Source organism: Bifidobacterium angulatum DSM 20098 = JCM 7096, assembly GCF_001025155.1.
GTDB lineage: Bacteria > Actinomycetota > Actinomycetes > Actinomycetales > Bifidobacteriaceae > Bifidobacterium > Bifidobacterium angulatum.
The window spans coordinates 532,615-552,088 of sequence record NZ_AP012322.1 but is presented as its reverse complement, the minus strand read 5'-3'; the positions used below and the strand labels follow the sequence as shown (position 1 = coordinate 552,088).

Sequence of the window (19,474 nt, the reverse complement as noted above, 5' to 3'; positions counted from 1 at the left end):
AACGCATCAGGCCGTTCGCGCGAAGCTGCCCTGTATGGCATCTGCTTTACGCGAACGGCCTGATTCATGCCGGCAACGCGAGGGTCACTCTTCCTCGTCGCTCTTCCTGTGGTGAAGCCTGAAATGCTTCTCCTTGTCGGCTTCCTCCTGCGATTCGGGGTGCGTCGCATCGTACCCCTGCACGTATTTGGTCTGCCTCCACTGGTGGATGGAGGCGTTGGTGCCGCGATGATGCACATGGTATTGGCGATCGGTGCCGCCGAGCGGCAGCTCCTCGACCTCCTTGGCCACGGCGATCTGGTTGACGTTGGAGGGGTCGCCCGCCGCGATCGGCGCCACCGGCTCGGGCTCGGTCGGCGCGGCGGTGTGCTGCTGGAGTCTGGACGGCAGCCATTCGGCCAGTCGCGACAGCAGCCAGCAGGCGATGAAGTAGATCACACCGGCCACGACCAGCGTCTGGAGAATGTTGAAGTACATGGAGCCGAGTCGACGGGACTGCTGCAGCAGATCGGTGTACATGATGATGGAACCGAGTGCGGTGTCCTTGAGCACCACGACCAGCTGGGTGACGGCGGCCGGCAGCATGGCAACGATGGCCTGCGGCACTTCGATCTGCATCAGCGACTGGGTCTGCGTAAGTCCCAGCGCAAGCGATGCCTCACGCTGACCATCGGGCAGATTGCCCACGCCGGAACGCACCAGCTCGGCCACAACCGAACCGTTGTAGATTATCAGGGCGAGTACGACCGACCAGTAGGCGGGGCTGGGCAGGCCGACGAAGGCGAACCAGCGCCAGAAGAAGATCATCATGAGCAGCACGGGCACTGCTCGCGCGAATTCGACAATCGCGCCGGAAACCACACGGACCAGCGGGTTCGGCATCAGACGCCCGATACCGAACACCAGGCCGAACACCACTGCGCCCACCACGGCCAGCAGGGAGGCTCGGATCGTGGCCCACAGGCCCGGCAGGTAGAAGTCCGTCCACGCCTCGGGGTCGAGCGCCGGTTTCCACAGCTCCCAGCTCAGCTGGTTTTCTCCGTCCGGCGGATTATGCAGACGCATCAGGATCAGCACCACGACGATGGCGAAGATGATACCTGCGATCCAATTGATGATACGGATGGTTTTGCGGCCCTTAGGACCCGGCTGATCGAACAGCACTGCGCTTTCATTGTTTGCTGCCATTGCGCGTCACCTCCTCACCGCGAGCTTGTTGGACAGATAGGTGGTCAGCATGCCGATCGGGATGATCAGGATCACATAGCCGAAGGCGAAGATCAGGAAGATCAGCACAATCTGATCGGCATGGTATTCGATCATCTCGCTCATCATGGTCGAGGTTTCGGTGGCCACGGATGCCGCAGCCGCAACGGTGGAGTTCTTCAGCAACGCGATAAAGGTGTTGCCCAACGGCGCCACCGAACCGCGGAACGTCTGCGGCAGAATGATCTGGACCGCAGCCTGGGTGAAGTTCAATCCGAGCGCTCGTGCGGCCTCCGCCTGACCGAGCGGCACGGTGTTGATGCCGGACCTCAGCGATTCGCACACGAACGCCGCGGTGTACAGGCTCAAGCCGGTGACCGCCAGCCAGAAGAAATTGGTGGAGAACGTGTCGGAGAAGGTGAGCTTGAGCTGCGCGTAGGCACCCAGCACCATGAACACCATGATGATGGTCAGCGGCAGGTTCTTGAACAGTTCGACATAGATGCCGGCGACGGTGCGCAGGGAGGGAATCGGCGAGATACGCATCATGACCAGGATCACACCGAGAATCGTGGAGAACAGCGTGGACCACAGCGTGAGCTCGATGTTCACCAGAAAGGCACCCGGCACGTTATATTCGCTAAGCAGCGTCATCAGGTCCTGCATTACTTGTTCCCCTTTCCGTTCGGCACCGGCGGGTTGTATTTCGGATTCGGCGTGTAGTTGGTGCCCTTTGTGTTGTCGGCCAGGGCACGCTTCCAGGAGCCGTCCTTCTCCATGTCCGTGATGGCGGCGTTGATCTTCTTCTTCAGATCATTGCTCCCCTTCTTGACGCCCACGCCATAATATTCCTGGGTGAACGGCTTGCCGACCACTTCCAGTCGTCCACGCGACGCGGATGCGAGACCCGCGAGAATGATGTCGTCGGTGGTCACCGCGTCCACGATGCCGGAGAACAATGCGGTTGCGCATTCGGCGTAGCCAGGCTGTTCCATCAGCTGCACCTCGTTGGCGAACTTCTCCTTGACGGTGACGGCCGAAGTGGAGCCGGTCACGGAGCACAGGCGCTTGCCGTTCAGGTCCTCAGGGCCCCTGACCGAAGTATCGCCCTTGCGCACCAGCAGATCCTGGCCGGCCACGAAGTACGGGCCTGCGAAATCCACGACCTTCTTGCGCTCATCGGTGATGGAATACGTGGCGATGATGAAATCGACGTCACCGTTCTGCAGCATGGCCTCACGCTGCTTGGACGGCGCCTCCTTCCATACGATCTCATCCTCGGTGTATCCGAGCTTCTTGGCAATGTACTTGGCCACATCCACATCGAACCCGACATACGTACCGGACTTCTTGAAGCCCAGGCCCGGCTGGTCGAATTTGATGCCGATGCGAATCTTGCCGTCGCTTTGCGACGAGCCGCAGCCCGCCAACGAAACCGCGCAGGTCAGCGCGCACAGCGCCGCCAACGCGCGTTTGAACCATGTCTTCTTCATACTCCGCCCTCTTTCTCAGTGGGTCAGGATCTTCGAGAGGAAGTCCTTGGCGCGTTCCGTCTTCGGATGCTCGAAGAACTCGTCGGGCGAAGCCTGTTCCAGAATCTGGCCGTCAGCCATGAACACGACCTTGTCGGCCACCTTGCGCGCAAAGCCCATCTCGTGCGTGACGCACAGCATGGTCATGCCCTCGCGGGCGAGCTGCACCATAACGTCAAGCACCTCATTGACCATTTCAGGATCGAGTGCGGATGTCGGCTCATCGAACAGCATGACCTTCGGCTTCATGGCCAAAGCTCGGGCGATGGCGACGCGCTGCTGCTGGCCGCCGGACAGCTGGGACGGCATCTTGGACGCCTGGCTGGCCACACCGACGCGGTCGAGCAGATCCATGGCCATGTCTTCCGCCGCCTTCTTATCCATATGACGGACCTTAATCGGGGCAAGCGTGACGTTTTCGAGAATGGTCTTGTTGGCGAACAGGTTAAAGGACTGGAACACCATGCCTACTTCGGCACGGAGATTGGCAAGCTCCTTGCCTTCCTCGGGAAGGGGCTGTCCGTCGATGCGGATGACGCCGGAATCGATGGTTTCCAGTCGGTTGATGGTGCGGCACATGGTGGATTTGCCCGATCCGGACGGTCCTACGATGACCAGCACCTCGCCTTTGTCGACGGTGAGATTGATGTCCTTGAGAACGTGGAGATCACCGAAATGCTTCTCCACGTGGGTGAGTTCTACTAGAGGCTGCCCGCTGTCTTCAGTGCCTGGCACCAGCGGGCGCGTGATATTGAGTTCGTTCATATCTGACATAGCTGCTCAGTATAAACGAAGTATGTTTCCGCTCGGGTTTTGTCTCATGAACGCCCGAGAAACCAGAGAAGTCAATAGACGCTACAAGTAAACGCCCCTCTAGCGGGACTGATTCAATCAAGCATCATCCAGCGCAGCGCAGCGATGGCAACGACGGCGGCTAGCGTCATAACCCCCACCACCGCAAACGCCACGCGTTCCGGCACATTCCGGACGAACCAATCATGCATGCGACACCGCGGATAACGACTCATGCGACACACGGTAAACCAGCAAGATGTTGCACCGCATGCACTCAGGCAAACGGCAGGTGAACTTCTTGGAAAAGCCTGATAACAGGGCTTCACACAACGAGCGCCAAGCCGCATCATGCGACTTGGCGCTCATGCAATCGAATCTACGATCAGTCCTCGTCCTCATCCGGGTCATAGTCGACGCCGGTTTCGGCGCGCTGCTCGTCGGAGATCGGAGCCGGGGCACCGGTCAGCGGATCGCGGCCGCCGCCGGCCTTCGGGAAGGCGATGACGTCGCGGATGGACGGGGCGCCGGCAAGGATGGACACGGTGCGGTCCCAGCCCAGTGCGATGCCCGCATGAGGCGGAGCGCCGTACTTGAAGGCCTCCAGCAGGAAGCCGAACTTATCTTCGGCCTCTTCCTTGCTGATGCCGAGCACGTTGAGCACACGATCCTGGATGTCGTCGCGATGGATACGCACGGAACCGCCGCCCATCTCCTCACCGTTGCAGACGATGTCGTAGGAGTCGGACATGGCGTGCTCCGGATCCTGATCGAACTTGTCGATCCAATCCTTGGACGGCATGGTGAACGGGTGGTGCATGGAGGTCCACTTGGAGTGGCCGACCGCCACGTCGTCGTCGTCCGGATCGTCGGTTGGCTTGAACAGCGGGAAGTCCACAACCCAGGTGAACGCGAACTTCTTCGGGTCGAGCAGTCCGGCGCGAGAGGCGAGCTCCACACGGGCGGCGCCCAGCAGCAGCTGGGAGGATTCGCGGGCACCGGCGGCGAAGAACACGGCGTCGCCGTCCTCCGCGCCAACGGCTTCCTTAAGGCCGGCGCGCTCCTCATCGGACAGGTTCTTGGCCACAGGCCCCTTGAGCTCGCCGTCGGCGGTGAACTGCACATAGGCAAGACCCTTGGCACCGCGCTGCTTGGCCCATTCCTGCCAAGCGTCGAACTGACGACGCGGCGTGGAGGCGCCGCCCTTGAAGAGCACGGCACCCACATACGGAGCCTGGAACACGCGGAACGGCGTGTTCTTGAAGTAGTCGGTCAGCTCGATGATCGGGTTGCCGAAGCGCAGATCGGGCTTGTCGGAGCCATACTTGTCCATGGCCTCCTGCCAGGTGATGCGCGGCAGCGGCAGCTGGACCTCATAGCCGGCGGCCTTCCAGATGGCGGCAATGACCTTTTCGGCCATGGCCATCACGTCTTCCTGATCCACGTACGCCATCTCCATATCGAGCTGGGTGAATTCAGGCTGGCGATCGGCGCGGAAGTCCTCGTCACGGTAGCAGCGGGCGAACTGGTAGTAGCGTTCGACGCCGGAGACCATAAGCAGCTGCTTGAGCAGCTGCGGGGACTGCGGCAGCGCGTACCAGGAGCCGGGTACCAGTCGGGCCGGCACCACGAAGTCTCGTGCGCCCTCCGGGGTGGACTTGATGAACGTCGGGGTCTCGACCTCGGTGAAGTCCAGATCCTCAAGCGCGTGACGGGCGGCCTTGGCCATGTCGGAACGCAGCTTCAGATTGCTCTGCATGCCGGGGCGGCGCAGGTCGAGGTAACGGTACTTGAGACGCACTTCCTCGCCAGGCAGCTTGTTCTCGGACTCGTTTTCAAGCGCGGTGGACACCTGGAACGGCAGGGCGTCGGACTTGGCGAGCACGTCGATGCTCTCGGCCACGACCTCGATCTTGCCGGTGGCAAGATGCTCGTTCTCATTGCCTTCCGGACGCAGACGCACCTCGCCGGTGACCTGGATCACGAACTCGGAACGCAGCGGACGCGCCTGCTCCTCGTCATAGATGACGACCTGCACCAGGCCGGAGGAATCGCGCAGATCGATGAAGGCGACTCCACCATGGTCGCGGCGGCGGTCGACCCAACCGGACAGGGTGACCTTCTGGCCGACGAGAGCCTCGGTGACTTCAGTGGCATGATGTGTTCTATATGCCGTCTGGCTCATGCTTTGAATACTCCCAAATTATTCGATTAATCAATCAATAACAACGGTTTGCCGGGCATTAACAGTATCCGGCTCCCACGACGTGCGATCGGCCGGACGCTGTTCGCCGGACACGATGTTCTTCACCTCATCGCCGGCACCCTCCTGGCCGGGGAACCACACGAATGGAATGCCGAGCTTATCGGCGTACTTGATCTGCTTGCCCAGCTTGGCGGCGGTCGGAGCCACATCGGCGGCGATGCCGCGGGAACGCAACGCATTGGCGATGGCATTGGACTCGGCACGTTCGCTTTCGTTCCACACCGCGACAAGCACGCTTGCCGGGGACACGCGATTGGCGTGTGCGCCCGCGGTGTGCAGCATGTAGCTGACGAGTCGGCTCAAACCGATGGACAGGCCGACGCCCGGGTACTTGCGGTTGCCCTGCGAGGCGAGGTTGTCGTAACGCCCGCCGGAGCAGATGGAGCCAAGGGATGCGGCACCGTCGAGGAAGGTCTCGTACACGGAACCGGTGTAGTAGTCCAATCCGCGGGCGATCTTCAGGTCAGCGATGACGGAGCCGGGGCGAATCGCGGCCGCCTGGTCGACGATCATGCCCAGCGTGTTCAGGCCTTCACGCGCGAGCGCGTAAGCTTCAGACTCCTGGGAGATGCCGTGCTTGGCCGCGAGTTCGTCGAATTTTTCGGCGAGTTCGGCGCCGTTGGCGGCGGTGAGCTCGGCCAGCTCGAGGCAGGCGCGGGCCTGCGCGTCGGTGGCACCGCAGGTCTCGACGAGCAGCTTGGCCACTTCGTCGGCGCCGATCTTGTCGAGCTTGTCGATCTCACGCAGCACGCCTTCGATATCGTCGAGTCCAAGGCCACGGTAGAAGCCTTCGGAAAGCTTGCGGTTGTTCGCATGCACGGTCGCCTTGGGCAGGCCGAACTCGCGCAGGCGCTCCAATGCGGAGACCATGACCAGCGGCAGCTCTACTTCGTAGTGGTCCGGCAGATCGCCGTTGCCGATCACGTCGATATCGGCCTGGACGAACTCGCGGAAGCGACCCTCCTGCGGGCGCTCGCCGCGCCAGACCTTTTGGATCTGCCAACGCTTGAACGGGAACGCGAGATCGCCGGAATGCTCGACCACATACCGGCTCAGCGGCACGGTGAGATCGAAATGCAGACCGAGCCGTTCCTCAATCGGTGTGTCGGATTCGTTGCCGACATCCTGCAAACGGCTCAACAGGTAGATCTCTTTGCTGGTCTCGCCCTTTTTCAGCAGCGAAGCCCCAGTTTCCACGGCTCTTGTCTCGATGCCGAGGAAGCCGTTGAGCTCGAATACTTCACGGAGCGTGTCGATAACACGCTGCTCCACAACACGTTCAGAGGGGAGCCACTCTGGAAATCCTGATATTGATGCGCCTTTAGCCACGGAATCAATATAATAGGTGAAGGTTGCGTCAATCATCCTTATTTTGTCAGGATGTGAAGCGCGATGCACACACTTCCAAGCTGTAAGGAGCTGGCCATGGCCGACGAGAACGTCACCAAGAACGAAACCACCACCGAGACCACCGCACAGGAGACACGCGAAGCGACTCAGGCACCGAAGCCCGCCGCTCCGAAGCCCCATGCTCCGTCCCCCGCAGCATTCGCCAAGAAAGCCGCACCGGCGGCCCGTCGCGTCGCCGCACCGGCAGCTGCCACCTACACCGAGACCCAGGTCAAGCAGGCCGAATCATTCGGACATGTCGATGAGAACGGCACCGTATTCGTCAAGGATGGCGACGGCGAACGTGAGGTCGGCCAGTTCCCCGACGTGTCCAAGGAAGAGGCACTGGCGCTGTACGCCCGTCGTTTCCTTGATCTCAAGGCCAAGCTCGATGCATTGGCCGCACGTCTGAAGAGCTCCACCATCAAGTCCCGCGAGATCGACGAAACGATGAAGATGCTGGCCGAAGAAACCGAATCCCCCGCCGTGGTGGGCGATCTGGCCGCACTCAAGGCCCAGTATGAGGAGCTCAAGACCAAGGCCGAAGCCAAGAAGGCGGAGCTGGCCGAGGCACGCAAGGCTGCCGTGGCGGCCGCGGTCGCAGGACGCACCGCCATCGTGGAGAAGGCGGAGGCGCTGGCAGCCGGTCTTGGAGACAACACCAACTGGCGTTCCACCGCCGACAAGTTCCGCACGCTGTTCGACGAATGGCAGGCACACCAGCGCAATAACGTGCGCATCGACAAGAAGGACGCCGACGAACTGTGGAAGCGTTTCTCCGCCGCCCGCACCACCTTCAACCAGGCACGCCGCAAGTGGGCGCAGGCTCGCGACAACGAGCGCAACCAGGCCAAGGCCGCCAAGGAGGCGATCATCGCCGAGGCCAATGAGATCAAGAACTCCACCGCCTGGGGCGAGACCTCCCGCCAGTTCAACGAGCTGATGGACCGTTGGAAGAAGGCCGGTCGTGCAGGCCGCAATGAGGACGATGCCCTGTGGGCTCGTTTCCGCGAGGCCGCCGATACCTTCTTCAATGCCCGTCAGGCCGATCGTGAGCAGATCTCCGCCGATGAGAAGGAGAATCTCGCCAAGAAGGAGGAATTGCTGAAGAAGGCCGAGGCGCTGGTACCGGTGGCCGACGAGAAGGCCGCCAAGCAGGCTCGTCAGGCTCTGGCCGCGATTCAGGACGAGTGGGATCAGATCGGCTATGTGCCGCGCGAGGACATGCGCCGCATCGAAGGCCGTCTGGACGAGGTGGACAAGCAGATCAAGTCCGTCGAGGAGGCTGCTTGGAAGCAGTCCGACCCCGAGGCCGACGCCCGCAAGTCCAGCTTCGAGGAGCAGCTCAACGCCCAGCTCGCCGAACTCGACGCCAAGATCGCAGCCGAAACCGATCCGGCCAAGAAGGCCAAGCTCGAAGCCGAGAAGGCCACCAAGGAGCAGTGGCTGAACGCGGTGAAGTGATCCGGCTTCGGCTTTCACCAGCCTGAATCATAGCGATACGCCGGAGGGCGGCATCCGTATGGGTGCCGCCCTCCGGCGTATGTATGTCCATGTGAGTCGTTTGCAGTCAGCGCCACTCCCCCAACCACTCATTCAAGGGGATGCGCGAGGTGAAGCGGCGGTGTTCGCCGGTCAGCGGATCGTCGAATTCGAGTTCGCGGGCCACCAGTTCCAGCGGATTGGAAAAATCATCGTAGGCATGTTCGATGATGCGCGGGTAGAAGTCGTCCCCCACGATGGGCAGTCCCAGCGAATTCATGTGCACTCTCAACTGGTGCGTCTTGCCGGTTCGCGGATGCAGCACATATCGCGCCACCATATGGCGGCCGTCCATTCCAGAAAGCGGATATCCCGTACGATCCATATGCCCCAGTCCCACACGTTCGATCAGCGTTTCGGCATTCGGCGTGCCGGGCTCCTCATAGGCTTGCAGTATCCCCCGCTGTTTGACGATGCGCGACCGCCGTTCCAACGGAAACGGCCTGGGCGGTTCCAACTTGCGTATGGTGCCGAAGCACGGCCTACCGATCGGTCTGAGCGGCGCCAGGCATTCGTAGGTCTTCACCGCCAGATGGTTCTGGAACAGCAGCTGGTAGGCACCCCGGCTGGCACGGTCACGCACGAACACCACAATGCCCGCGGTCAGGCGATCCAGCCGGTGCGCGGGTATGATGTCCGGTTCGCCATAAGTCTGCCGCAGCCGAATCAACGCCGTCTCCCGATACCACATACCACGAGGCGTGGTGGCCAGAAAATGCGGCTTATCCACCACAATGATCCGCTCGTCCTCATACAGCACCGTACAGTCGAACGGAATATGCGGTTCCTCGGTCACATACCGGTGCCTACGCTCCTGTTTCACAAAACTCTCCCGACTGCACGAAGGCCGGCATACGCCGAAACGCCGCGCATTCGGCTTTGTGCAGATCCATGCGCAACGTAACGGCGTATGCCGGCCATGCCAAGCAGCGACATGCGCTACGACTATTCGACGGTAACGGACTTGGCGAGGTTACGGGGCTTATCCACGTCGTACTTCTTCAGCTTGGCCATATCCATGGCGAACAGCTGCAGCGGCACCACGTCCACCAGCGGGCTCATCAGCGTCGGGCAGGCGGGGCGCCAGAACACCACATCGGCGTACCGCTCCACATCGGGATCGTTCTCCTCGGCCACGGCGATGATGTACGCGCCGCGCGCCTTGACCTCCTCGATGCCGGAGATCACCTTGGCGTGCAGCACGTTGCGCCCGCGTGCGGGCGGCACGATGAACACGACCGGTTCGCCCTCGTCGACCAGCGCGATCGGACCGTGCTTGAGCTCGCCTGCCGCGAAGCCCTCGGTGAAGGTGTAGGCGATTTCCTTGAGCTTCAACGCACCTTCCATGGCCACCGGGTAGCCGACGTGACGGCCCAAGAACAGGAAGGACTTGGCATCGACCATCTGCTCGGCCGCCGCGTGAACGGTTTCGGTCTGCGTGTCGAGCACCCACTGGATCTTGCGCGGCATGTCCTTGAGCGAATCAAGCGTCTGCTGGATCTCGTCGCGGTACATCGCGCCCTTCACCTGCGCCAAGTACAGGCCGAGCACGTAGGCTGCGGTGATCTGCGCCACGAACGCCTTGGTGGAGGCGACGGCGACCTCCGGACCGGCATGCGTGTACAGCACGGCGTCGGATTCGCGCGGGATGGTCGCACCCTGCGTATTACAGATGGCCAGCACCTTGGACCCCTGTTCGCGGGCATGGCGCAACGCCATCAGCGTGTCCATGGTCTCGCCGGACTGCGAGATGGCAACGACCAGCGTGCGCGGAGTCAGGATCGGGTCGCGATAGCGGAATTCGTGCGCAAGCTCGACCTCGACCGGGATGCGCACCCAATGTTCGATGGCATATTTGGCGACCATGCCGGCGTATGCCGCGGTGCCGCAGGCGATGACGATGATCTTGTCGATGCCTTTGAAATCGTGTTCGTCAATGCGTACCTCGTCAAGGTTCAAGGCGCCGTTCTCGCCAAGACGACCCAGCAGCGTGCGCTGCACGGCCGCCGGATCCTCATGGATCTCTTTGTCCATAAAGGAATCCCAGCCGCCCTTCTCGGCGGCGGAGGCATCCCAATCCACGGTGTAGACCTTCGGATCGGGCACGATGTTGCCCATGAAATCGGAGACGACCACCTTGTCGGCGCTTACGCACACGGCCTGATCCTGATCGACCTCCATCGCACGCTTCGTGTAGGCGACGAACGCGGCCACATCGGAGCCAAGGAAGTTCTCCCCCTCGCCAAGGCCCACGACCAGCGGTGAGTCATGACGGGCACCGACGACGATATCCGGCTGGCGCACATCGGTGGCGAGAATGGTGAACGCGCCTTCCAGCATGCGTGCCAGGCGGCGGACCGCCTTGAACAGATCCGGCTTGCCTGTCTCCCCGATGATCTTGTCGCTGATCTTGCCCAGCAGTTTGGCCGCGACCTCGGTATCCGTCTCGGAGGCGAAACGGTAGCCTTCGGTCTGCAGGTCGAGACGCAGCTGGGAGGCGTTCTCGATGATGCCGTTATGGATGATGGCGACCTTGCCGTCGCGGGAGGTGTGCGGATGCGCGTTGATATCGTTCGGCACGCCGTTGGTGGCCCAACGCGTATGCCCGATGCCCACCGTGGCCATCGGCATGGGGTTACGTTCGATGTCTTCGACCAGATTGGCGAGACGCCCGGCCTTCTTACGCACCTCGACATGATCCATGCCCGGTGCGCTCAATGCCACGCCGGCCGAATCATAGCCACGGTACTCCAGTCGCCGCAAGCCTTGGAGACATACCTCCAACGGTTTGCCGCACGCGGTTTCGATCCGTCCTGCGTATCCAACGATTCCACACATATTTCACCAGCCCTAACCAATCGCGCACCATATGGGGCGGCACGCGAATATCGCTTTCGTGGCACGAGCGCCCGCCGTGTTGCCACAAACGTTACCCAAAGCCGCGGCCAAGCCGCAACGCGGCAATTCCTCAACAAGTGTGTCAGACACTCGCCGCAAGCGCCCTATGCATCGTCATGCATTTACCGCATATCTACATAATCGGTTCAGCGCATGCGCTTATTGGCATAGCGCATGGCCCGCAGCGCTTCACGCTTGTCCTGCTCTTCACGCAGCGCCTGCCGCTTGTCGAATTCGCGCTTGCCGCGGGCCAGCGCGATCTCCGCCTTGACGCGTCCGTCCTTGAAATACAGGCTCAACGGAATGATCGTATAACCTTTGGCCTCGCTCTGCCTCGACAGTTTGATGATTTCACGCTCGTGCAGCAGCAGCTTGCGCTTGCGCTTGGGAGCGTGGTTATTCCACGTGCCGTTGAGATATTCGGGGATATTCGCGTTCTCGAGCCACATCTCGCCGCGCCTGTCGATGGAGACGAACGCCTCGGCGAGGGACGCGCGCCCTTCGCGTAGGGATTTGACCTCGGTGCCCGTCAGGACCAGACCCGCCTCGTATTTGTCTTCGATGGCGTAATCATGACGCGCCTTCTTATTCTGCGCAATCAGCTTGGTGCCCTGTTCCTTGGCCATGGCCTCCTCCTTTCCTGATACGTTTTCGCAACATTCCACAATAACAGCAGCGCCGCCTGAAGCATGCCAGGCGGCGCCGCGGGCGTATGAGTCCGATTCCGCTACAGCGCGGGCTCCCGATCCGACCGATCAGTAGTGCACATACTGATAGTTGCCGGCATTGGCAATGGTCTCCCATGCCGGGAAGGTCGAGAAGCCGGTGCCGCCTTCAGAAATCAGCACGGATCCATCGGCGTTCACTCGCTCCACAACCGCCACATGACCATACTGCCAGTCGGCGGTCCAATGGCCGCCCACGCTTTGGCCCTGGGAGAACACCATCGCCGCGCCGACATGAGGCGTGTTGTTGACGTAATAGCCAAGCCCTCGCGCCGTAGCCGCCCACTGCGCGCCATTGCCCATATAGGAGCCGACGGGGAGGCTCAATTGGGAGCGACGCAGGTATGCCCACAATGTGCACTGACGTGCCGGATACGCGGCGCCCCCCACCGTGTTGCCGGTGTTGTGTCCATAGCAGTAGCTCGATCCTTCGGGGCAGCTGCCCGGCACCGCATAGTTCATGCCACTGGCCGACCAGCCGCCGGAATTGCCGGAGCTGCCGGCATTGCCGCTGGAGCTGCCGGAACTACCCGAACCGCTGGAGCTCGTGCCGGTCTGCTGGCCCACGCTCGATGGCGTGTAGCTGCTGGCGCGACGCGCGGCCTCTTCGGCTGCGGCCTTGGCGGCCATGGCGGCCAGTTCGGCCTGCAGGGAGACGATTTCCGCCGCTTCCTTGGCGCTTTGCGTGGTCAGACTGCTCTTTTGGGATTCAAGCTGCTGGCGGACAGAACTGTCTTTGACCTGCAATGCCTCAAGATTGCTCTGCTTGGCGGCAGCATCCTGCGAGGCCTTCTGCGCGGCCGCGGCCTGGGAATCGGCCTGCTCCTTGAGCTTGGCGATCTGCTGCTCGATGGCGTCGAGACGCTGCTGACGGTTCATCGACGTGTTCAGCGTCGTGGCCGCGGCATCCGCGGTATTGGATGCCGAACGCGCCGCCGCGGAATCGGATTGCATCTGCGCTACGAATTCGTCGGCGCTTTTCGCGTCGGTCACCACATCCATCATGTTGGACGCGTCGGAACCATGGAAACTGTTACGTGCGATTTCGGCGACTGACTCCTTGGCGTCATCGTATTCGATGCCGGTGTCCTTGATTTTCTGCTCAAGCGTCGCCTTGTCCTGCTTGGCGGCTTCAAGACGCTGGTTCGTCGCATCGGCCAGGCTCTGCGCCTGGTATGACGCCTGCAATGACTCCTGCGCTGCCTGCTGGGCGGCGGGAATCTGGTTGTTGGCCAGATCGTTCAGCTCCTCGATGGTGCTTGCCAGGTCGGAATCCACTCCGGCGAGCTGCGCCTTAAGATTCGCGTGGTTCGCCTGTTTCTGCTGCAATTCCGCATAGGACGCCGCCTTCGCGGTCGGCACATTCGTGGTGGTGACCGCCAATCCGGCAGCCATGACCATCGCGCATGAGATGGCCATGCCGATAACGGTCTTCGCGGACTTTGTTCGCTTATTCACTACTGTGGGACCTCCTACTTCCTTCGGCACATTGTAGCGGCAGTTCCTGAACCGTCAATCAGGCCTTGAGATAGCGATGCAGGGAAATCACGGACGCAATGATGGACAGCAGCAACGCCCCGGCGACCAGCGCCGGCGAGACGATCCATACCGTTGCCTGCGTGACGAATGGGATCCAGCTCACCGACTGCGCGATGCCGTCGGTGATGAACACCTGCACGATGGCGGCCAATGTGCCGCATGCCAGCAACGAGCCGATCAGCGACGCGAACAATCCCTCAAGAATGAACGGCAGCTGGATCGTCCAGTTCGAAGCGCCGACCAGCCGCATGATCTCCGTCTCGTTCTTGCGCGATGCGGCGGACATGCGGATCGTGGTTCCGGTCAGCAGAATCGCCACGACCACCATGACGGCCGCAAGCGTGACCGTAACCACTGTGGCGCGGTTGAGCACCGCGAACACCGGGTCGAAGATCTGCTTTTGATCGACCACGCTTTCCACGCCGGCCTTTCCGGACAGGACCTCGGAAACCATCTTGTATTTGGTCGGATCCTTCAGCTTGAGCTGCAGGGAATCCTGCATATCCGCTGCGGTCAGCGTGCGCCCCTGATATTTGCCGTCGGGGTATTTCTTCAGGAAGGTGTCCTTGTAGAAATCGTCACGGCTGACATAGGTGATCTTGGAGACGTTGTCGCGCAGCTCCTGGTGGATGAAATCCTCAAGTTCGACGATCTCCTGCTGCGTGGGCGCCTTGCCGGCCGCGCATGTGGCCGCCTGGCTGCTGCCGTCCGGGCACAGGTAAACCACGACCTCCACCTTGGAATACCAGTCGCCCTTCGCCTTGTTGACCTGGACCTGCAGCAATGCCGAAGCCCCGATGAATACGAAGGAGATGAACGTGACGAGCATCACCGAGATGATCATCGGCACGTTTCGCTTCAGACTCGTCCACGTTTCCGAAAGGATGAATCGCATTCTCATCGCTGCTCCTCCTCATTGTCGGTTCGAATGCCTCGCTCCGCTATCGCAGGCGGCGCAGGCGGAGTCGGCGGGATCGGAGGGATAGGAGGGATAGATGAGGACGGCGAAACGGGCGGCGTCGGCGGGACAGGTGGCATGAACGCCTCATCGCCCGTCGCGCTACCGGTCTCGTCGTGCGACTCGTCATGCGACTCGCGCTGCGCCATCTCATCCAACGGCAACCCTTTGCCCCAGGTCATGGTGTCTTCGGGAGAGGCGAACGCCTCCCCGTAACGCCCGGTACGCCCCGAATGCACGGACTGCGCCAGCCTGGCGATGCCATCCCCGCCATCCATGGCATGCGCGGCAATGGCACCGGCCTGCATCGCATCCATCACGGTATGCGGCTCATCGTCCAGCATGCCGCCACCATTCGAACTCAACGCCTGATGCGATTTGCTGGTCACCTCGGAATCGGGGAAGAACACCGCGGAATCATAGGAGCCGTGCTCTTCATCACGCACGATCCTGCCGCTATGCAGCTCGACCACCCGCTTACGCATCGAATTGACGATCTCCTCGTTATGCGTGGCCATCACCACCGTGGTGCCGGTGCGGTTAATGGCATCCAGCACCTCCATGATGCCCAGCGACGTGGTCGGATCGAGATTGCCGGTAGGCTCGTCCGCAAGCAGGATCTGCGGATGATTCACATAGGCGCGGGCAATGGCCACACGCTGCTGCTCGCCACCGGACAGCTCATGCGGATAGCTTTTCTCCTTGCCAGTCAGGCCTACGGTCTCCAGCACCTTCGGCACCATCGACTTGACCGCCGAACGGCGCATGCCGATAACCTCCAGCGCGAACGCGACGTTCTGCCATACCGTCTTGTTGTTCAGCAGCTTGTAATCCTGGAACACGAAACCAATGGAACGACGGTACTGCGGCACCTGCCGATTGGTGATGCGCCGCAGATCGTTGCCGGCGACACGGATCTCGCCCTCCGTGGCCTCCTCCTCACGCAGCAGCAGACTCAGCAATGTGGTCTTACCGGAGCCCGAAGCACCCACAAGGAACACGAAATCCCCGCGCTCGATGTCGAGGTTGACATCGTCAAGCGCCGGTCTGGTGCCCTTGGGATAGATCTTGCTCACATGATTCAACGAAATCAGTGCCATGTCATTCCTTCCGTTTCCGTTCCCGTCGCACGATCATGCGGGAGCGGGAAAATCTACTCCGCGTCCTCGGCGTGACGCTGCTCATGGCGCCAGCGGATACCGGCCTGGATGAAACCGTCCAGATCACCGTCGAACACGGCCTGGGTCTGCGAAGTCTCATACCCGGTACGCAGATCCTTGACCATCTGATAGGGGTGGAGCACATACGAGCGCATCTGATCGCCCCAGCTGGCCTTGATGTCGCCTGCCAGCTCCTTCTTCTTCTTGGCCTCCTCCTCATGGCGCAGCACCAACAGTCGAGACTGCAGCACGGCCATGGCGGCGGCACGATTCTGAATCTGAGAACGCTCATCCTGCATGGTCACGACCAAACCGGTGGGAAGGTGGGTGATGCGCACAGCCGAATAGGTCGTGTTCACACCCTGACCGCCAGGACCGGACGAGCAGTACGTATCCACGCGGATATCACTGTCCGGAATATCGATATGATCGGTCGCCTCGACCAGCGGCACTACCTCGACCGCGGCAAAACTCGTCTGACGGCGACCCTGGTTATCGAACGGGGAGATGCGCACCAGGCGATGCGTGCCGCCCTCGACGGACAGACGGCCATACGCATACGGCGCATCCACCTGGAACGTGGCGGACTTGATGCCGGCCTCCTCGGCATACGACGTATCCATCACCTTGGCCTTGAAACCATTGCGTTCGCAATACCGCAAATACATGCGCAGCAGCATCTGGGCGAAATCGGCGGCATCCACGCCACCGGCGCCGGAACGAATGGTGACGACCGCGGAACGCTCGTCATACTCGCCGTCCAGCAGAGTCTGGATCTCCATATCGTCCAGATCGCTCTGGATCTTCTTCACTTCCTCCTGCGCCTCGGCAAGAGTGTCGGCGTCCTCTTCCTCCTGGCCGAGCTCGACCAAGGTCTCCACATCATCGATGCGCTGCGACGCGGAGTTGAGACGCTTCAGCTGCGACTGCGCAGCGGACAGGCGACTGGTCACCTTCTGCGCATTCTCGGGATCATCCCACAAACCAGGCTCCGCCGCCTGCTGCTCCAGCTCGGCGATCTGCGCCTTCAAACGATCCATATCCAACGCCTCGGCGATAGACCCGTACTTCGCACGAGCCTGGGAAATCGCCTCGGAAAAATCAAATTCTGCCATTATGATTCACCTTACGTTTGTTCTGTAGAAATTGTCTGTGAACATGCTTGGGGTTTACACCCAACCCAGAGGGTTTACACACACTCTTTGCGGGCACGCCGTTGTCTTCCCTTCCCTTGCGGCCGCGAACCAGCCGTTCGACGCAGGAAAACGCCCCCGCAGCAGTATGCGAAAGGGCGTCAAAGACCCGCGTAGATGGCGGGAACCACCACAGAAATCAGCATGGCAGCGGCGATGACGATGCACACCGTCCGCGTCACCACGCGACGGCGGCGCTCGCGCATCTCACGCTCATCCCGCTGATCATTAGTCATAAGGCAGAAGTGTACGCACCAGCGCGGATTTTACCCACGATTACGCCAACGGTTCCATTATGTGATTCCCCCAAGAACGTGTGTCCCGTTGCAACGCAAGAATAAAAGACATGGAAATGCGATCTGCAAAACTAATGAATGGACGTGTATTCGCGGGCGCCCGCGCCCTCTACCGCGCCGCCGGCGTGGATGGCAAGGATTTCGGCAAGCCGATCATCGCCATCGCCAACTCCTTTGACGAGTTCCTGCCGGGCCATGTGCATCTGAACAAGGTCGGCCGTCTTATCTCCGAAGCCATCAAGGAGGCTGGCGGCATCCCCCGCGAGTTCAACACGATGGCCGTGGACGACGGCATCGCCATGGGCCATACCGGCATGCTGTACTCGCTGCCGAGCCGCGACATCATCGCCGATACCGTGGAATACCAGGTGAATGCCCACTGCGCCGACGCCCTGATCTGCATCCCGAACTGCGACAAGGTCGTGCCGGGCATGCTGATGGCCGCGCTGCGCCTGAACATCCCGACCGTGTTCGTCTCCGGCGGCCCGATGGAGGCCGGCACCACCGTGCTGCCCGACGGCACCGTGAAGAAGAACACCGATCTGATCGACGTGATGTACGCCTCCGCCGACGACAATCTGGACGAAGAGGATCTGCTCGCCTACGAGAAGACCGTCTGCCCGACCTGCGGCTCCTGCGCCGGCATGTTCACCGCCAACTCGATGAACTGCCTGACCGAGGCCATCGGCCTGGCCCTGCCTGGCAACGGCACCATCCTGGCCTCCCACTCCTACCGCAAGGACCTGTTCAAGCGCGCCGCCGAACAGGTCGTCAAGATCGCCAAGCAGTACTACGAGGACGACGACACCTCCGTGCTGCCGCGCTCCATCGCCACCAAGGAAGCCTTCGAGAACGCCATGACCATGGATGTGGCCATGGGCGGCTCCACCAACACCGTGCTGCATATTCTCGCCATGGCCCAGTCCGCCGACGTGGACTTCACGTTGGATGACATCGAACGCATCTCCCACACCGTGCCGTGCATCTGCAAGGCCTCGCCTTCCGGCGAATGGGAGATCTCCGACGTGCATCGCGCAGGCGGCATCACCGGCATTCTCGGCGAGCTCGACCGTGCAGGCAAGCTGCACCGCGACGTGCATTCCATCGATTACAAGTCTTTGGAAGACAAGCTCAACGATTGGGATATCATGCGCGACACCTGCACCGAGCAGGCCAAGCAGATGTACCTTGCCGCCCCGGGCCACATCGTCTCCCCCGACCCGTGGACGCACACCACGCTGTTCGATTCCCTCGACCGCGACCGTGTGAACGGCGCCATCCACGACATCGACCACCCGGCCGTCACCGAAGGCGGCCTGGCCGTGTTGCGCGGCAACCTCGCGCCTGACGGCTGCGTGGTGAAGACCGCTGGCGTGCCCAAGGAGATCTGGACCTTCCGCGGTCCGGCACTGGTTGTGGAATCCCAGGAACAGGCCATCGAGGTCATTTTGAACGACACCCTCAAGCCTGGCATGGCTCTGGTGATTCGCTATGAGGGCCCGAAGGGCGGCCCGGGCATGCAGGAGATGCTGTACCCGACCTCCTTCGTCAAGGGCAAGGGCATCGGCAAGCAGGTGGCCATGCTCACCGACGGCCGTTACTCCGGCGGTTCCTCCGGTCTGGCCATTGGCCATATCGCGCCTGAGGCCGCGAACAAGGGGCCGATCGCGCTGATCAAGAACGGCGACATCATCAACATCGACATTCCGAACCGTACGGTGAACGTCGAGCTTTCCGACGAGGAGCTGGCCCAGCGCCGCGCCGAACTCGAAGCCGGCGACGGCTATGTGGCGCACCGCGACCGTAAGGTCTCCCAGGCGCTGAAGGCCTACGCCGCCTTCGCCCGTTCCGCCGACAAGGGCGCCACCCGCGATCCGGAGCTGATCGACAAGCTGTCGGGTCTCGCCTGATAGCGCATAGCCCACAGGGGCAACCACCGCAACCTGTACTTGCGGTACACCTTCGGCAGTGGGGTGCG

At 61.5% G+C, this 19,474-nt stretch carries 16 protein-coding genes; 2 read left to right on the top strand and 14 right to left on the bottom strand.

The genetic code is table 11. The features are described 5' to 3' along the window. Positions 1-84: 84 nt before the first annotated feature. The 6 genes from BBAG_RS02225 to hisS form a co-directional block, all read right to left on the bottom strand. On the bottom strand, positions 85-1,188 hold the full coding sequence (locus BBAG_RS02225) for an amino acid ABC transporter permease (RefSeq protein ID WP_003825697.1): 1,104 nt from the start codon (positions 1,186-1,188) through the stop codon (positions 85-87). Positions 1,189-1,194: 6 nt separating this feature from the next. After that, positions 1,195-1,872, bottom strand: coding sequence for an amino acid ABC transporter permease (locus tag BBAG_RS02220; protein WP_003825696.1), 678 nt, complete (start codon positions 1,870-1,872; stop codon positions 1,195-1,197). After that, positions 1,872-2,699, bottom strand: a complete 828-nt coding sequence (locus tag BBAG_RS02215) for a glutamate ABC transporter substrate-binding protein (protein WP_003825695.1) — start codon at positions 2,697-2,699, stop codon at positions 1,872-1,874. The genes BBAG_RS02220 and BBAG_RS02215 overlap by 1 nt, the downstream gene beginning before the upstream one ends. A 15-nt stretch (positions 2,700-2,714) precedes the next feature. After that, positions 2,715-3,512, bottom strand: coding sequence for an amino acid ABC transporter ATP-binding protein (locus BBAG_RS02210; protein ID WP_003825694.1), 798 nt, complete (start codon positions 3,510-3,512; stop codon positions 2,715-2,717). Between the two features lie 403 nt (positions 3,513-3,915). Continuing rightward, positions 3,916-5,715: an aspartate--tRNA ligase gene (gene aspS, locus BBAG_RS02205; protein WP_003825692.1), complete on the bottom strand. Its 1,800-nt coding sequence runs from the start codon at positions 5,713-5,715 to the stop codon at positions 3,916-3,918. Positions 5,716-5,745: 30 nt separating this feature from the next. Next, a complete protein-coding gene (gene hisS / locus BBAG_RS02200) occupies positions 5,746-7,125 on the bottom strand; it encodes a histidine--tRNA ligase (RefSeq protein WP_033508629.1) in 1,380 nt (459 codons plus the stop codon). Positions 7,126-7,221: 96 nt separating this feature from the next. Between hisS and BBAG_RS02195 the strand changes: the two genes are divergently transcribed. Next, entirely contained in the window at positions 7,222-8,649 is a 1,428-nt protein-coding gene (locus BBAG_RS02195) for a DUF349 domain-containing protein (RefSeq protein ID WP_033508560.1), read from the top strand. 106 nt (positions 8,650-8,755) lie between these two features. Here the strand turns inward: BBAG_RS02195 and BBAG_RS02190 are convergent, their stop codons facing one another. From BBAG_RS02190 to BBAG_RS08770, 8 genes are all read right to left on the bottom strand, one after another. After that, a complete protein-coding gene (locus BBAG_RS02190; RefSeq protein ID WP_033508558.1) occupies positions 8,756-9,523 on the bottom strand; it encodes a pseudouridine synthase in 768 nt (255 codons plus the stop codon). Positions 9,524-9,672: 149 nt separating this feature from the next. Further along, on the bottom strand, positions 9,673-11,565 hold the full coding sequence (gene glmS, locus BBAG_RS02185) for a glutamine--fructose-6-phosphate transaminase (isomerizing) (protein WP_033508556.1): 1,893 nt from the start codon (positions 11,563-11,565) through the stop codon (positions 9,673-9,675). 206 nt (positions 11,566-11,771) lie between these two features. Next, on the bottom strand, positions 11,772-12,251 hold the full coding sequence (gene smpB / locus BBAG_RS02180; RefSeq protein ID WP_003825681.1) for an SsrA-binding protein SmpB: 480 nt from the start codon (positions 12,249-12,251) through the stop codon (positions 11,772-11,774). Between the two features lie 129 nt (positions 12,252-12,380). Next, positions 12,381-13,769 (bottom strand): CHAP domain-containing protein, encoded by a 1,389-nt coding sequence (locus BBAG_RS02175; RefSeq protein ID WP_003825680.1) that lies wholly within the window; start codon positions 13,767-13,769, stop codon positions 12,381-12,383. A gap of 97 nt (positions 13,770-13,866) precedes the next feature. Further along, positions 13,867-14,790: a permease-like cell division protein FtsX gene (gene ftsX, locus BBAG_RS02170; protein WP_003825677.1), complete on the bottom strand. Its 924-nt coding sequence runs from the start codon at positions 14,788-14,790 to the stop codon at positions 13,867-13,869. Next, on the bottom strand, positions 14,787-15,947 hold the full coding sequence (gene ftsE, locus BBAG_RS02165; RefSeq protein WP_003825675.1) for a cell division ATP-binding protein FtsE: 1,161 nt from the start codon (positions 15,945-15,947) through the stop codon (positions 14,787-14,789). The genes ftsX and ftsE overlap by 4 nt, the downstream gene beginning before the upstream one ends. A 53-nt stretch (positions 15,948-16,000) precedes the next feature. Beyond that, on the bottom strand, positions 16,001-17,122 hold the full coding sequence (prfB, locus tag BBAG_RS02160; RefSeq protein WP_003825674.1) for a peptide chain release factor 2: 1,122 nt from the start codon (positions 17,120-17,122) through the stop codon (positions 16,001-16,003). Positions 17,123-17,301: 179 nt separating this feature from the next. After that, the gene (locus BBAG_RS08770) at positions 17,302-17,436 is read right to left on the bottom strand and encodes a hypothetical protein (RefSeq protein WP_003825673.1); all 135 of its coding nucleotides are present in this window, start codon (positions 17,434-17,436) and stop codon (positions 17,302-17,304) included. Positions 17,437-17,546: 110 nt separating this feature from the next. Between BBAG_RS08770 and ilvD the strand changes: the two genes are divergently transcribed. Then, complete coding sequence (gene ilvD, locus BBAG_RS02155; RefSeq protein WP_003825672.1) at positions 17,547-19,406, top strand: dihydroxy-acid dehydratase; 1,860 nt, start codon at positions 17,547-17,549, stop codon at positions 19,404-19,406. The last annotated feature ends 68 nt before the right edge of the window (positions 19,407-19,474 follow it).

What these genes read in the sequence shown, in the direction of transcription:
- BBAG_RS02225 (WP_003825697.1), bottom strand. Translation starts at nt 1,188, where the DNA reads ATGGCAGCAAACAATGAAAGCGCAGTGCTGTTCGATCAGCCGGGTCCT.
- BBAG_RS02220 (WP_003825696.1), bottom strand. Translation starts at nt 1,872, where the DNA reads ATGCAGGACCTGATGACGCTGCTTAGCGAATATAACGTGCCGGGTGCC.
- BBAG_RS02215 (WP_003825695.1), bottom strand. Translation starts at nt 2,699, where the DNA reads ATGAAGAAGACATGGTTCAAACGCGCGTTGGCGGCGCTGTGCGCGCTG.
- BBAG_RS02210 (WP_003825694.1), bottom strand. Translation starts at nt 3,512, where the DNA reads ATGTCAGATATGAACGAACTCAATATCACGCGCCCGCTGGTGCCAGGC.
- aspS (WP_003825692.1), bottom strand. Translation starts at nt 5,715, where the DNA reads ATGAGCCAGACGGCATATAGAACACATCATGCCACTGAAGTCACCGAG.
- BBAG_RS02195 (WP_033508560.1), top strand. Translation starts at nt 7,222, where the DNA reads ATGGCCGACGAGAACGTCACCAAGAACGAAACCACCACCGAGACCACC.
- glmS (WP_033508556.1), bottom strand. Translation starts at nt 11,565, where the DNA reads ATGTGTGGAATCGTTGGATACGCAGGACGGATCGAAACCGCGTGCGGC.
- smpB (WP_003825681.1), bottom strand. Translation starts at nt 12,251, where the DNA reads ATGGCCAAGGAACAGGGCACCAAGCTGATTGCGCAGAATAAGAAGGCG.
- BBAG_RS02175 (WP_003825680.1), bottom strand. Translation starts at nt 13,769, where the DNA reads ATGGCCATCTCATGCGCGATGGTCATGGCTGCCGGATTGGCGGTCACC.
- ftsX (WP_003825677.1), bottom strand. Translation starts at nt 14,790, where the DNA reads ATGAGAATGCGATTCATCCTTTCGGAAACGTGGACGAGTCTGAAGCGA.
- ftsE (WP_003825675.1), bottom strand. Translation starts at nt 15,947, where the DNA reads ATGGCACTGATTTCGTTGAATCATGTGAGCAAGATCTATCCCAAGGGC.
- prfB (WP_003825674.1), bottom strand. Translation starts at nt 17,122, where the DNA reads ATGGCAGAATTTGATTTTTCCGAGGCGATTTCCCAGGCTCGTGCGAAG.
- BBAG_RS08770 (WP_003825673.1), bottom strand. Translation starts at nt 17,436, where the DNA reads ATGACTAATGATCAGCGGGATGAGCGTGAGATGCGCGAGCGCCGCCGT.
- ilvD (WP_003825672.1), top strand. Translation starts at nt 17,547, where the DNA reads ATGGAAATGCGATCTGCAAAACTAATGAATGGACGTGTATTCGCGGGC.